The 12590-nt window shown below is 73.2% G+C and carries 14 protein-coding genes; 6 read left to right on the top strand and 8 right to left on the bottom strand.

What is annotated here, in order from left to right; all coding sequences use genetic code 11:
• Nucleotides 1-41: 41 nt before the first annotated feature.
• From mshC to FB455_RS30435, 4 genes are all read right to left on the bottom strand, one after another.
• Complete coding sequence (gene mshC / locus FB455_RS30450; protein WP_013286079.1) at nucleotides 42-1280, bottom strand: cysteine--1-D-myo-inosityl 2-amino-2-deoxy-alpha-D-glucopyranoside ligase; 1239 nt, start codon at nucleotides 1278-1280, stop codon at nucleotides 42-44.
• A 67-nt stretch (nucleotides 1281-1347) separates the two neighbouring features.
• The gene (locus FB455_RS30445; RefSeq protein ID WP_013286078.1) at nucleotides 1348-2166 is read right to left on the bottom strand and encodes an SCO1664 family protein; all 819 of its coding nucleotides are present in this window, start codon (nucleotides 2164-2166) and stop codon (nucleotides 1348-1350) included.
• The gene (locus FB455_RS30440) at nucleotides 2163-2744 is read right to left on the bottom strand and encodes a DUF3090 domain-containing protein (protein WP_013286077.1); all 582 of its coding nucleotides are present in this window, start codon (nucleotides 2742-2744) and stop codon (nucleotides 2163-2165) included. Before FB455_RS30440 ends, FB455_RS30445 begins: the two co-directional genes overlap by 4 nt.
• A gap of 87 nt (nucleotides 2745-2831) precedes the next feature.
• Nucleotides 2832-3545, bottom strand: a complete 714-nt coding sequence (locus tag FB455_RS30435; RefSeq protein ID WP_030274036.1) for a histidine phosphatase family protein — start codon at nucleotides 3543-3545, stop codon at nucleotides 2832-2834.
• A 933-nt stretch (nucleotides 3546-4478) separates the two neighbouring features.
• On the opposite strand from FB455_RS30435, the gene FB455_RS30430 reads away from it, so the two are divergent.
• Nucleotides 4479-5066, top strand: coding sequence for a hypothetical protein (locus FB455_RS30430; protein WP_145755624.1), 588 nt, complete (start codon nucleotides 4479-4481; stop codon nucleotides 5064-5066).
• Nucleotides 5067-5143: 77 nt separating this feature from the next.
• Here the strand turns inward: FB455_RS30430 and FB455_RS30425 are convergent, their stop codons facing one another.
• Together FB455_RS30425 and FB455_RS30420 are read right to left on the bottom strand one after the other, a co-directional pair.
• Nucleotides 5144-5980, bottom strand: coding sequence for an undecaprenyl-diphosphate phosphatase (locus tag FB455_RS30425; RefSeq protein WP_013286073.1), 837 nt, complete (start codon nucleotides 5978-5980; stop codon nucleotides 5144-5146).
• A complete protein-coding gene (locus FB455_RS30420; RefSeq protein WP_013286072.1) occupies nucleotides 5977-7029 on the bottom strand; it encodes an LLM class F420-dependent oxidoreductase in 1053 nt (350 codons plus the stop codon). Before FB455_RS30420 ends, FB455_RS30425 begins: the two co-directional genes overlap by 4 nt.
• Before the next feature lie 164 nt (nucleotides 7030-7193).
• Here FB455_RS30420 and FB455_RS30415 point away from each other — a divergent pair, with 164 nt between their 5' ends.
• Complete coding sequence (locus FB455_RS30415; RefSeq protein ID WP_013286071.1) at nucleotides 7194-8162, top strand: aldo/keto reductase; 969 nt, start codon at nucleotides 7194-7196, stop codon at nucleotides 8160-8162.
• Nucleotides 8163-8232: 70 nt separating this feature from the next.
• On the top strand, nucleotides 8233-8424 hold the full coding sequence (locus FB455_RS30410) for a DUF5703 family protein (RefSeq protein ID WP_030274256.1): 192 nt from the start codon (nucleotides 8233-8235) through the stop codon (nucleotides 8422-8424).
• 57 nt (nucleotides 8425-8481) lie between these two features.
• Here FB455_RS30410 and FB455_RS30405 read toward each other — a convergent pair whose 3' ends face one another.
• Both FB455_RS30405 and FB455_RS30400 read right to left on the bottom strand, forming a co-directional pair.
• The gene (locus FB455_RS30405; RefSeq protein WP_013286069.1) at nucleotides 8482-9135 is read right to left on the bottom strand and encodes a hypothetical protein; all 654 of its coding nucleotides are present in this window, start codon (nucleotides 9133-9135) and stop codon (nucleotides 8482-8484) included.
• Between the two features lie 61 nt (nucleotides 9136-9196).
• Nucleotides 9197-10525: a M20/M25/M40 family metallo-hydrolase gene (locus tag FB455_RS30400; RefSeq protein ID WP_145755623.1), complete on the bottom strand. Its 1329-nt coding sequence runs from the start codon at nucleotides 10523-10525 to the stop codon at nucleotides 9197-9199.
• A gap of 128 nt (nucleotides 10526-10653) precedes the next feature.
• Between FB455_RS30400 and FB455_RS30395 the strand changes: the two genes are divergently transcribed.
• Genes FB455_RS30395 through FB455_RS30385 form a run of 3 tightly spaced genes read left to right on the top strand, consistent with a single transcriptional unit; the run spans nucleotide 10654 to nucleotide 12562 of the window.
• Nucleotides 10654-11271: a hemerythrin domain-containing protein gene (locus tag FB455_RS30395; RefSeq protein WP_145755622.1), complete on the top strand. Its 618-nt coding sequence runs from the start codon at nucleotides 10654-10656 to the stop codon at nucleotides 11269-11271.
• Nucleotides 11272-11318: 47 nt separating this feature from the next.
• Entirely contained in the window at nucleotides 11319-12305 is a 987-nt protein-coding gene (locus tag FB455_RS30390; protein WP_047893392.1) for a LysR family transcriptional regulator, read from the top strand.
• Between the two features lie 20 nt (nucleotides 12306-12325).
• Nucleotides 12326-12562: a hypothetical protein gene (locus FB455_RS30385; protein ID WP_120570108.1), complete on the top strand. Its 237-nt coding sequence runs from the start codon at nucleotides 12326-12328 to the stop codon at nucleotides 12560-12562.
• Nucleotides 12563-12590 lie beyond the last annotated feature (28 nt).

The following is a 12590-nucleotide window of genomic DNA, read 5'->3' as shown; positions in this document are numbered from 1 at the left end:
GGCGCGAGGGCGATGAGACGCGGCGGAAGGACAGGGCGGGGCTAGAGGGCGATGCCTAGGAGGGCGTCCACCGTGTCTCGGAAGAGGGCCGGAGCGGTCTCGTCGTCCGTGACGCCGTTCAGGGTTCCTTCGGCCCAACGGTCGGCCGCCGCCAACGCACCCGGCGTGTCCAGGTCGTCGGCCAGGCGCTCGCGTACCGCGGCCAGCAACGCCGCCCCCGACGGCCCGGCCGGCGCGGCGGCGGCCCGCCGCCAGCGGCCCAGCCGCTCCTGCGCCTCGGTGAGCAGGTCGTCGGTCCAGGAGCGGTCGCTGCGGTAGTGCCCGCTCATCAGCGCCAGCCGGACCGCCATCGGGTCGACCTTGTCGGCCCGCAGCCGGGACACGAAGACCAGGTTGCCCTGGGACTTCGACATCTTCTCGCCGTCCAGGCCGATCATGCCGGCGTGCACGTAGTGGTCGGCGAACGGTGCCTCGCCGGTCAGCCGCTCGGCGTGCGCGGCGGAGCACTCGTGGTGCGGGAAGATCAGGTCGTTGCCGCCGCCCTGCACGTCGATCCGGTCGCCGAGCAGGTTCAACGCGATGACTGTGCACTCGATGTGCCAGCCGGGACGGCCCGGGCCCAGGTCGCCGCCGGGCCAGGACGGCTCGCCCTCGCGGGCGCCGCGCCACAGCAGCGGGTCGAGCGGGTCGCGCTTGCCGGCGCGTTCCGGGTCGCCGCCGCGCTCGGCGAACAGCTCGATCATCTGCTCGCGGGTCAGGTTGGACTCGTATCCGAAGCGGGGCGCGGCGGAGATGTCGAAGTAGACGTCGCCGGTGCCGTCGTCGAGCCGGTACGCCGCGCCGTCCTTGAGCAGCATCAGCACCTTCTCGGCGATGTCCGGGATCGACTCGACCGCGCCGACGTAGTGCGCCGGCGGGATCATCCGCAGCGCCTCCATGTCCTCGCGGAACAGCGCGGTCTCCCGCATGGCCAGGACCTTCCAGTCCTCGCCGTCGCGTTCGGCGCGCTCCAGCAGCGGGTCGTCGATGTCGGTGACGTTCTGCACGTACCGCACGTCGAGGCCGGCGTCGCGCCACATCCGCTGCACCAGGTCGAACGTGATCATGGTGGCGGCGTGCCCGAGGTGCGTCGCGTCGTACGGGGTGATGCCGCAGACGTACATCGAGGCCGCGCCCTCGGGCCGGCTGGGATGGGCGCCCTGCCGCGCCGAGTCGTACAACCTCAGCGACACGCCCTCGCCGGGCAGCCGTGGCACGTCATGTCCCGCCCAAGACTCCATGACCGCCAGCCTAACGATCCGTCAGACGCTCGGGTGCCGCCCTACGGGTGATCAACGCGACAGCAGCTCACATGGGTGGCCAGGGCATCGCCGGCCACTCCTGCGGCGGCAGGGGGAACCGGCCGCTCTCGCGCAGCCGCTCGACCCGTTCCGCCAGCGCGGCCAGCTCACCGATGGTCAGGTGCTCGGCCAGTTCCTCACCGAGCGGCCCGCGGAGCTGCCCGGCCAGGCCGTCGAGCATCTCCACCGCGTCCGGCGGCAGTTCGCGGCCGGCCCAGCCCCACAGGACCGTACGCAGCTTCTCCTCGACGTGGAAGCTCACGCCGTGGTCGACGCCGTAGATCCGGTCGTCCGGGCCGACGAGCACGTGCCCGCCCTTGCGGTCGGCGTTGTTGATGATCGCGTCGAGCACGACGAGCCGGGCCAGGCGGGGGTCGTCGGCGTGCGCCAGCGCGTACGCCGCCCCGTCGTCGTCGCGCGCCGCGGCGACCGGGAACCAGCGCGGCGGGATCTCCCGCGCCGGCACGAATCCAACGAGCGGCTCGGCGTCGTCCGGCTCGTCGATCCAGAGCTGGCACGAGCCGGGGCCGAACGGGCCGTCGCGCAGCACCGTGGGCGGAACCAGGTCCCAGCCGGTGGCCCGGGACACCAGGTAGGCGGACACCTCCCGGCCGGCGAGCGTGCCGTCCGGGAAGTCCCAGAGCGGGCGCTCGCCGCGTACCGGCTTGTAGACACAGTGCGCTGTCACGTCGCCGAGCGCGATGACGCCGCGCAGCGTCGCGTTGGAGGCGTCGACGAGCCGCCCCTCCAGGGTCAGCTCACCGTCGGCGAGCAGCCGCAGTGCCTCGGCGCCGTCCTGTCGGGGCTGCAGTTCCGACGAGGTCACCGGTGATAGCCGTTGTGCCGGGGGCAGAGGTGACCGGCCGGGTCGAGCGGCTGGCCGCACAGCGGGCAGGGGGGCCGGCCGGCGTTCACGACGCGCTTGGCCCGTTCGATGAACTCGCGGGTCGCCTCCGGGGTCAGCCGCACCCGCAGGCGGTCGAGGTCGTCGTCCGGCTCGTCCGGGTCCTCGTCGGCGTCGTCGTCCGCGTCGCCCAGCTCGACCTCGACCTCGGCCTCACCGACGGCGATCGCCTCGATCACCACGGTGGCGGTGTCCACGTCGAAGGCCAGGCCCAGCGTGCCGACCCGGAACTCCTCGTCCACAGGCGTGTCGAGCGGCTCGTTGTCGCCGGTCACGGTGGTGACCGGCTCCGGAAGCTTCACGCCGAAGCGGCGCTGCGCCTCGGCGAGCAGCTCCTCCAGCTTCTCGGCGAGCAACGACACCTGGACCTTCTCCAGCGACACGCTGACCAGCCGGCCGCCGCCGCGCGCCTGGAGGAAGAACGTGCGCTCCCCCGGCGGGCCGACCGTACCGGCGACGAACCGCTCCGGCGGCTCGAAGGCGTGCACCTGGTGCGTCATACCCACGACCCTATCCGGCGTGTGGAAGCACCGCGCAGCCCACCGACGCCGAATCCGCCCAGAGCGAACGCGCCGCGTACGCCCGCTTCACCCGGCCGCGCCCGCGCCTCCACCGACCGCCGCGTCGGACTCGGCCGCCCGCGCCGGTCGCCGGCGCCGCTTGCGCGGCGGCGGGACCAGCGCCGACAGGTCACCGCCGGTGTCGTTGAGCCGGACCAGGAACGGTCGCAACGGGGTGTAGCGGATCGCCGTCACCGACGCCGGGTCGGCCACGATCCGCTGAAAAAGATCAAGGTGTACGCCGAGCGCGTCCGCCACGATCGCCTTGATCACGTCACCGTGGCTGCACGCCAGCCAGATGGCCTCCGGCCCGTGCTCGGCGGTGACCCGCGCGTCCCACGCCCGTACCGCGGCGACCGCGCGCGCGGACATGGCCGCCATCGACTCGCCCTGCGGGAACGCGGCGGCGCTCGGGTGCTGCTGGACCACCGGCCAGAGCGGCTCCTTCGCCAGCTTCTTCAGCGACTGCCCCTCCCAGTCGCCGTACCCGCACTCGATCAGCCCTTCGTCGACGACCGGCTCGGCGCCGGGAAGCGCCAGCTCGAGGGTCTGCCGGCAGCGGATGAGCGGGCTGGTCACCACCGCCGCCAGCGGCAGCCCGGCGAGGCGCCCGCCGACCGCCGTGGCCTGCGCCCGGCCGGTGTCGTCCAGCTCGACCGGTTGCCGCCCGGCCAGGCCGCCGTCGGCGTTCGCGGTGGTCCGGCCGTGTCGCAAGAGCAGAAGGGTCGCCACGCTGACCACCCTAGGCGGTACGTCCCCCCGATGATCGTCCCGCCACGACAGCTCGTTCCCCGGCCGCTCCCGGCTCCCGGCCCGCCTCCGCCCCCTCCGCCCCCCTTTCGGCGTCGATCATGAGGTTGGCCCGGACAAATCGGACGGCAATCCCGGCCAACTTCATGATCGACCGACGGAAGGCGTCCCGTGGGCGACGCCCGGGCCTCGCCGGGATCAGGTGCGTGGCGGCGGAGAACTTGGAAGGTTTGCGCCCCTCTGGGGGCCTTCTCGTACCAAGATCTCCCGTCGAGCGTAGGCGGATGCCGGGTGCCCCGCTCCAGCCGGGCTCGCGCCACTAGCTCCACCCTCGCGGACCCACCCACAGGGCCGATCATGAGGTTGGCGGAGACAAACCGGACAGACGATGCCGCTAAGTTCATGATCGACGCGGTGGGACGCGGGCGGGCGCGACATGGGCGGGCGACGCGGGCGGGCGACATGGGCGGGCGCGACGCGGGCGGGCGACATGGGCGGGCGCGACGCGGGCGGGCGGGACGCGGCCGGGCGCGACGTCGGTGGCGGGGGACATGGCGGGCTCGGGTGGATGGGGGCGGTGTCCGGGCTGCGTCGGGGTGTCGGGTTTCGGGGTGGTCGGGGACACGCGCCCGGCGGAATCGTGGGCGGGGCCGGGGCGTTATACCTGGTGAACGACCGCAGCAGCACCCCCGCAGCACGCGAGCGCGGGTGGCAGGGTCCGGGAATGATCCCGGGCAGGCGGTCGTTGTGGATGTCTCCGGCGCCACCCAGCCGAACCCCGCACGCCACCCCGGGCGTGCCGCGGGCCGCGTGTGAGCAGGACGCCGGATCCCCCCGAGAACCTTTCTTGAGCGCCTGACGGTGCTCGCACCCGCACCGAACCCCCCTTCGGCGCGGGCGTCGACCCCCGAATGGAGCCCCCTCATGAACACGATCCTGCGTAAGAGCATCCTCGGTATCGCCGGTCTGACCGTCGCCGGTGGCCTCGCCGCCGGCCCCCTCAACCACGACACCACCACCCCCACGCGGGACGCCGCGGTCACCACCACCCAGGCCGCCGCGAAGCTCGACACCGCCACACTCATCCCGCACGGCGTGCAGGGCAACCAGTCCCACATCGACCTCAACGACGAGCAGACCGCCAACGTCAAGGCCATCATCGCCGCCACCAAGAAGGCCGGCATGGACGAGCGCGCCGCCGTCGTCTCCATCGCCACGGCACTGCAGGAGTCGAAGCTGGAGAACCTCGGCCACCTCGGCGACCGTAACGACCACGACTCGCAGGGCCTGTTCCAGCAGCGCCCCTCCAGTGGCTGGGGCACGGTCGAGCAGATCACCGACCCCGAATACTCCACCACCGCCTTCCTCAAGGGCCTCAAGCAGGTCGACGGCTGGCGCGACATGCCGCTGACCAAGGCCGCCCAGACCGTCCAGGTCTCCGCCTACCCCGACCACTACGCCCAGTGGGAGCAGCAGGCCGCCGACCTCGTCGCCCAGCACTGGAACAGCTAAGAACCAAGTAAGAACAGCGAAAGGCCGGCACTCCGAACCAACGGGGTGCCGGCCTTTTCGCGTGCCAGGAGACAGCGTCAGGTCGCGCTGATCGTGCCGGTCGCCAGCAGGCAGATCACCAGGCTGCCCAGCGCCACCCGGTACAGCACGAAGACGTACAGCGTGTGGTGTGCGACGTAGCGCAGCAGCCACGCGATGGCCGCGTAGCCGACGGCGAACGCGATGAGCGTCGCGATCACCATCTGCGCCACGCTCGGCGCCGCGGTGCCCGGCGCGGACGGCTCGAAGACGTCGGGGAGGCTGAACACGCCGGAGATCACCACGGCCGGGATCGCCAGCAGGAACGAGTAGCGGGCCGCGGTCTCCCGGGTGAGGTTGAGCAGCAGGCCCGCGGTCAGGGTGCCGCCCGAGCGGGAGACGCCGGGGACCAGCGCCGCGGCCTGGGCGAAGCCCATGATGACGCCGTCGCGCATCCGGAAGTTCTCCAGCGTACGGGTCTGCCGGCCCCAGTACTCGGCGAAGGCCAGCAGCATCGCACCGATGATCAGCGTGCAGGAGATCAGCCAGAGGTTCCGGCCGGCGGTGCGGATCTGGTCCTTGAAGATCAGCCCGAAGATGCCGATCGGGATGGTGCCGACGATGACGTACCAGCCCATCCGGTAGTCGAGGCTCGACCGCACCGAACGGTCGACCAGGCCGACGAACCAGGTCCGGACGATCCGCCAGATGTCCTTGGCGAAGTAGATCAGGACGGCGGCCTCGGTGCCGAGCTGGGTCACCGCGGTGAACGACGCGCCCGCGTCCCGGCCGAAGAACAGGGCCGAGGTGATCCGCAGGTGCCCGGACGAGGACACCGGAAGGAACTCGGTCAGTCCCTGGACCAGGCCCAGGACGATGGCCTCGATCCAGGTCACTCGCCGACTCCGGACAGCTCCAGCGCCTCGGCGACGGTACGCAGGGTCTGCACCCCGCTGTCCCGGTCGGCCACGAACAGCGACACCGACAGCGTGGTCACGCCGGCGGCGGCGTACTCCCGCATCCGCTCGGCGATGCGCTCCTTCGGGCCGAGCAGCGAGGTGCGGTCGATGAACTCCATCGGTACGGCGGCGGCCGCGTCGCGCTGCCGCTTGGCCAGGTAGAGGTCCTGGACCTCGCGGGCGGCGTCGCCGTAGCCCATCCGGGTGGCGAGCTGGTTGTAGAAGTTCTGCTTGCGGCTGCCCATGCCGCCCACGTACAGCGCGGCGTACCAGCGCACCAGCTCGGCGCAGGTGGCGATGTCGTCGCCGACCACGACCGGCACGGACGGCACCACGTCGAAGCCGGCCAGTTCCTTGCCCGCCGCCGCGCGCCCGGCGCGCACCGAGGCGAGGTGCTCCTCGGCGAACTCCGGTGAGTAGAAGACGGCCAGCCAGCCGTCGGCGATCTCGCCGGCCAGTTCCAGGTTCTTCGGGCCGACTGCGGCCAGGTAGATCGGGATGTGGTCGCGCGGCGGGTGGAAGCCCAGCCGCAGCGCCTTGCCGGGGCCGTCGGGCAGCGGCAGCGTGTAGTGCTCGCCGTCGTACGCGACCTCCTTGCGGGCCACCGCCAGCTTGACGATGTCGACGTACTCCCGGGTGCGGGCCAGCGGCTTGGCGAACCGCACGCCGTGCCAGCCCTCGGAGACCTGCGGGCCGGACACGCCCAGGCCGAGCCGGAACCGGCCGCCGGAGAGCGTGTCGATGGTCGCGGCGGTCATCGCGGTCATGGCGGGGGTACGGGCCGGGATCTGCATGACCGCGGAGCCCACGTCGATGCGCTCCGTCTGACCGGCGATCCAGGCCAGCATGCTCGGCGAGTCCGAGCCGTACGCCTCCGCGGCCCAGACCACCGAGTAGCCGAGCCGGTCCGCCTCCTGGGCCAGCGCCAGGTGGTCGAAGGGCGTGCTCCACGCCGTCTGGTATCCGAGGTTGAGCCCGAGTCGCACTGATCCTCCCACCGTCCGCACCACAGGTCGCATCAGGTTACGCAATGAGCGTGGCGCCCTCGACGTCCGGCTCGCCCCGAACATGTCACACCGGGTGGAGCTCGCGCGGGAAGTTGACTGCGGCGAGGATATCCGTGACGCCGGGTTCGAAATAAGGTTCACGCATGCAACAGCGACCGCTCGGCCGAAGCGGGCTGGCGGTATCGCGGCTCGCGCTCGGCACCATGACCTGGGGACGGGACACCGACGCCGACGACGCGGCCGCCCAGCTGAAGAGCTACCTCGACGCGGGCGGCAACCTCGTCGACACCGCCGACGTGTACGCCGACGGCGACGCCGAGTCGGTGATCGGCTCGCTGCTGGGCAGCCTGGTGGACCGCGACGAGCTGCTGATCGCCACCAAGGCGGGCCTGCGGCCGGGCAGCCGCCGCCGGGACGGATCGCGCGGTCACCTGCTGCGTACGCTGGACGCCTCGCTGCGCCGGCTGGGCACCGATCACGTCGACCTGTGGCAGGTGCACGGGTACGACCCGGACACCCCGCTGGAGGAGACGCTCTCGGCGCTGGACCACGCGGTGTCCAGCGGGAAGGCCCGCTACGTGGGTGTGTCGAACTTCTCCGGCTGGCAGACCGCCCGGGCCGCCGCCTGGCAGGCCGCCTGGCCGGGGCGCGCCCCGGTGGTCGCCGCGCAGGTGGAGTACTCGCTGCTGGAGCGCGGCGTGGAGCGGGAGGTGCTGCCCGCCTGCGCCGGGATGGGGCTGGGCGTGCTGCCCTGGTCGCCGCTGGGCCGGGGCGTGCTCACCGGCAAGTACCGCAACGGCCGCCCGGCCGACTCGCGGGCGGTGTCGCCGCACTTCGAGCGGTTCGTCGCGACGTACCTGGAGCCGCGCTGCTCCAGCATCGTGGAGGCGGTCGCCATCGCGGCCGGCGGGCTCGGCGTGTCGCCGCTGGAGGTGGCGCTGGCCTGGGTGCGGGACCGGCCGGGCGTGACCGCGCCGATCCTGGGCGCCCGGACCGTCGGGCAGCTGCTCGGCGCGTTGCAGGTGGAGCGGATGACGCTGCCGGAGGAGATCGTCACGGCGCTGGACGACGTGTCGGCGGTGCCGGTGGGCTATCCGGAGCGCGACGGCTGAGCCGTACGAGGGCGATCCGGGTCAACCGCAGGGGGTGGCGGAGGGCCCGCGACCTGGGCAGCATAGGGGCATGGACTACGAATACGCGCCGCTGCGGTTGCCCTCGAACGTCGATCGGCTGACCGCCGCGGCGCAGCTGGCGATCCAGGCCGAGTTCTCCGGCTGGGAGCTGGCCCGGGTGCGGCTCTACCGGGACGGCACGCGGCAGGTGGTGCTGCGGCGCCGCCTGGTCAACCAGTCGCAGCCGGGTCTGTCGTACTGACGAGGGGCCCGTCCCCGGGGCCGCGCGACGCGGCGCCGCCCCGGGGCCGCGCACGGCCTAGTGCGCGTGGTCGTGCTCCTCGTCGAGTTCCATGAACGGGTGCTCGTCGAGCCGGCCGACCAGCCGGTCGTCGGCGGCCGGCTGGAACGGGCCGACCGGGTCGTCGTCGTCGAACGACTCCAGGTCGACGGGGGTGCCGACCTCGCTGACCATCACCACACCGTCCAGCGGCTCCAGCTCCGGCACGTCGAGCGCGGACAGCGAGCCGTCGCCGCTCTGCAGCAGCTCCAGCACCGCCTCGCCGACGCCCTCGACCGGCGCCGGCTCGTCCTCCTCCGGGGTGCCCTCCCGGCGGGCCGCCTCGGCCGCGCGCAGCAGCGCTGCGACGCTCGGCACCCGGTAGTCGCGCCGCTGCCGCACCGAGATGACCCGCGGGTGCGGGTCGGTGGGCTCGCCGCCCTCGACGGCGCCGAAGCGCTCGTCGGCCTCGTCCGGGTCGATCGACTCCACGTCCCAGGGCGTCACCTCGCCGAACGCGTCGAGCAGCTGCTCGTCGTAGGCGAACGAGGCGTTGTTCAACGCGACGTACGCCTGCCAGACGGCGTCGTCGTCGATCCGGCCCTGGGCGGCCCGGACGGCGGCCAGGTGGGCGCGGGCGGCGTCGATCACCCGCTCGAGGGCGGCGTCCAGCTCACCGTGCTGGTCGGTCATGTGTGGCAGTCCCTTCGCGATGGGGGGAGGTTCCGCGCCGGCGGCGCCGCGGCGGGCGCGGTCAGCAGGTACGGAGGAAGCGGTCCAGAACCCGCACGCCGAACTGTAGTCCGTCCAGCGGAACCCGCTCGTCGATGCCGTGGAACAGGCCGGAGAAATTGAGGTCGGCGGGCAGCCGCAGCGGCGCGAAACCGAAGCAGCGGATGCCGAGCTGGGAGAACGCCTTGGCGTCGGTGCCGCCGGAGAGCATGTACGGCACCGGGTGGGCGCCCGGGTCCTCGGCGCGCAGCGCCTCCGACATCCGCGCCACCAGGTCACCGTCGAACGTGGTCTCCAGGGCCGGCTGGCGCTGGACGTACTCGATGGCGATGTCCGGCCCGACCAGCTCGCGCAGCTGCCGCTCCAGTTCCTCGCTCTGCCCGGGCAGGCTGCGGCAGTCGATGGTGGCGGTGGCCCGGCCGGGGATGACGTTGTCCTTGTAGCCGGCGGCCAGCCGGGTCGGGTTGGCGGTGTTGCGGACGGTCGCGCCGATGATGTTGGCGATCGGGCCGAGCTTGGCGATCGCGGTCTCCGGGTCGTCCGGGTCGATCTCGATGCCGAGCACGTCGGACACCTCGGCCAGGAACGCCCGCACGGTGTCGGTCATCACCACCGGGAAGCGGTGCCGGCCGATCCGGGCGACCGCCTCGGCGAGCGCGGTGACGGCGTTGTCGTCGTGCACCATCGAGCCGTGGCCGGGCCGGCCCCTGGCGTGCAGGCGCAGCCAGTCGATGCCCTTCTCGGCGGTCTCGATCAGGTAGAGGCGGCGCTGCTCGTCGACCGAGTAGGAGAAGCCGCCGACCTCGCCGATCGCCTCGGTGCAGCCGTCGAACAGGTCGCGGTGGTGCTGGGTGAGGAAGTGCGCGCCGTAGTCGCTGCCGGCCTCCTCGTCGGCGGTGAAGGCGAGCACGACGTCGCGCCGGGGGCGTACGCCGGTGCGCTGCCAGTCGCGGACCACGGCGAGCACCATGGCGTCGAAGTCCTTCATGTCGATCGCGCCGCGACCCCACAGGTAGCCGTCGCGGATCTCGCCGGAGAACGGGTGCACCGACCACTCGTCCGGGTCGGCGGGCACCACGTCGAGGTGGCCGTGCACGAGCAGCGCGTCGCGGCCGGGCTCGGTGCCGGCGATCCGGGCGACCAGGTTGGCCCGGCCGGGCGCCGACTCGTGGATCTCGGCGTCGACGCCGACCTCGGCGAGTTTCTCCGCCACGTACTCGGCGGCGCGCCGCTCCCCTGCGCTGGTGTCGTTGTCGCCGGTGTTGGTGGTGTCGATGCGCAGCAGGTCGCGGCAGAGGTCGACGACCTCGTCGGTGGCGTCGGGTCGGGCGGGGGCGGCGTCGCTCGTCATCGCTTCCTTATACCAGCAGGTGAGGTGGTCGCGGGCCGCCGGTGGCACGGCGGCGGTTTCGCGGATCGCCGCGCCGGGTACCGCCGGACCGCCCGGACATCGACTCCGGCCGTCACGAGGAGGGCACCATGACCGTCCCCCTGCCGCCGCTGCCGCCCACCGCCGACGACGCGTACCGGCCGGGTGGGCGCAGCGTCGCCGACCTCGTGGACACCGAGCACCGGGCGCTGCTGGGGCTGGCCGACCGGGTCACCGATCCGGCGCTGGACGCGGCCGGCCGGCGCGAGGTGCTCGACGTCCTGACCGCCGCGGTGTCCCGGCACCTGTCCGCCGAGGAGCAGTACCTCTTCCCGGCCGCCCGCGCCGCGATGCCGGACGCCGCCGAGCTGGTCGAGCGGGAGATCGAAGCCGACGCCGGGCTGCTGACCGCGCTCAAGGAGCTGTCCGGGGCGGACGACCCGGCGGTCGCGGACGTGGCCGAGCGGGTCCGCCGGCACGTCAGCCGTGTCGCGGCGCTGGTCACGCCGCTGCGCGAGGTGGCCAGCGACGCCGATCTGATCCGGCTGGGCAACCGGTGGGAGATCGCGGAGGAGGCGGCGCCGACCCGCCCGCACCCCGGCACGCCCGCCACCCCGCCCTGGAACAAGATCGTCGAACCGGCGGTCGGGGTGCTGGACAAGGTGCGCGACGCGGTCACCGGACGGCGTACCCGGCTGAGCGACCTGGAGCATCCGCGCGAGGGGTGAGCCGATCGCCCCTTCCGTGTATCGGTTCGTGGTCCTACCGTCACGGTATGGATCTGGAGCTGCGACACCTGCGTGTGGTCTGCGCGATCGCGGAGACGGGGAGCGTCACCAAGGCCGCCTCGGCGCTCGGCCTGGCCCAGCCGGCGCTGACCGCCCAGCTTCAGCGGATCGAACGGGCGCTGGGCGGGCCGTTGTTCGAACGGGACCGCCGCGGCGCCCGTCCCACCGCGCTGGGTGAGCTGGTGCTGGACCGGGCGCGGGTGCTGCTGCCGGCGATGAAGGGCCTGCGGGACGAGGCGGCCCGGATGGCCGGTGCGGGCGATCCGCTGCGCCGGTACCGCTTCGGCGGGGTGAACAGCCCGATCCTGGGCCGGCTGGTGCACCGGCTCGCCGCCGAGCGGCCGGACGCGCAGATCACCACGTACGGCTCCTGGTCGGTGGACGAGCTGGCGCAGATGGTGGCCGGTGGCCGGCTCGACTTCGCACTGACCGGCGTGTGCGGCGACTCGACGCCGTCGGCGGGGTTCGGGCTGAGCTGGCGGGAGGTGGCGGTCGAGCCGATCTGCGTGCTGCTGCCGCAGACCCACCCGCTGGCCGGCCACGCCGAGGTCGACCTGGTCGACCTGCGGCGCGAGCGGTGGGTGGCCGCGCCGGGCGACGGCTGCTTCGGCGACTGCTTCGCCGCCGCCTGCGCCCGCGCCGGCTTCACCCCGAAGAAGGTGTACGAGGCGGACGTGCGGGCCGCGCTGGACCTGGTGGACGCGGGCGAGGCGGTGGCGTTGTGCCAGGCCACGTTCCGTCCGGTGGCCGGGCTGGTCACCCGCCGGCTGGCCGGCACGCCGCTGCGCTGGCGGCTGCTGCTGGGCTGGCATCCGGACGTGCCGGCCGCGGCGGTGGCCGAGCCGGTGCTGGCGGCGGCGGTCGCGGCGTACACCGACGCGCTGGCGAACCATCCGGAATACCTGGGGTGGCTGCTGGCGCACCCGGAGTTCGGTGTGCAGCCCAACGGCTCGGGCGGGGTGCGAATCGCCTGAACCCGGGTATCACCGGCGACATGACTGATCTGTATCCGGCCGCCGACCAGCGGGAGCTGCTGCGCCAGGCGGCCACCGCGCACACCAGCGCCTCCGCCGAGGTGGAGGCGTTCCTGCGCCGGTTGCCGGAGGTGCCGGGTCCGGCCGACGTGACCGAGTACGCCAACCTGCTCAGCCGCGAGGAACGCGCCCGGGCCGACCGGCAGGCCGCGGCGGACGCGGCCGGGCTGCGGCTGCCCAGCCTGGAGTCGGAGTAGCCGGCGGCGCCCGGGCGGTGGTCCGCCC

It is taken from the genome of Micromonospora sp. CNZ296, from assembly GCF_007827635.1.
This window is presented reverse-complemented; position numbering and strand designations above follow the sequence as displayed.

Coding starts and splice junctions, on each gene's coding strand:
- FB455_RS30430 (WP_145755624.1), top strand. CDS start 4,479: ATGAACACGATCCTGCGTAAGAGCATCCTCGGTATCGCCGGTCTGACC.
- FB455_RS30395 (WP_145755622.1), top strand. CDS start 10,654: ATGACCGTCCCCCTGCCGCCGCTGCCGCCCACCGCCGACGACGCGTAC.
- FB455_RS30415 (WP_013286071.1), top strand. CDS start 7,194: ATGCAACAGCGACCGCTCGGCCGAAGCGGGCTGGCGGTATCGCGGCTC.
- FB455_RS30410 (WP_030274256.1), top strand. CDS start 8,233: ATGGACTACGAATACGCGCCGCTGCGGTTGCCCTCGAACGTCGATCGG.
- FB455_RS30390 (WP_047893392.1), top strand. CDS start 11,319: ATGGATCTGGAGCTGCGACACCTGCGTGTGGTCTGCGCGATCGCGGAG.
- FB455_RS30400 (WP_145755623.1), bottom strand. CDS start 10,525: ATGACGAGCGACGCCGCCCCCGCCCGACCCGACGCCACCGACGAGGTC.
- FB455_RS30405 (WP_013286069.1), bottom strand. CDS start 9,135: ATGACCGACCAGCACGGTGAGCTGGACGCCGCCCTCGAGCGGGTGATC.
- FB455_RS30440 (WP_013286077.1), bottom strand. CDS start 2,744: ATGACGCACCAGGTGCACGCCTTCGAGCCGCCGGAGCGGTTCGTCGCC.
- mshC (WP_013286079.1), bottom strand. CDS start 1,280: ATGGAGTCTTGGGCGGGACATGACGTGCCACGGCTGCCCGGCGAGGGC.
- FB455_RS30385 (WP_120570108.1), top strand. CDS start 12,326: ATGACTGATCTGTATCCGGCCGCCGACCAGCGGGAGCTGCTGCGCCAG.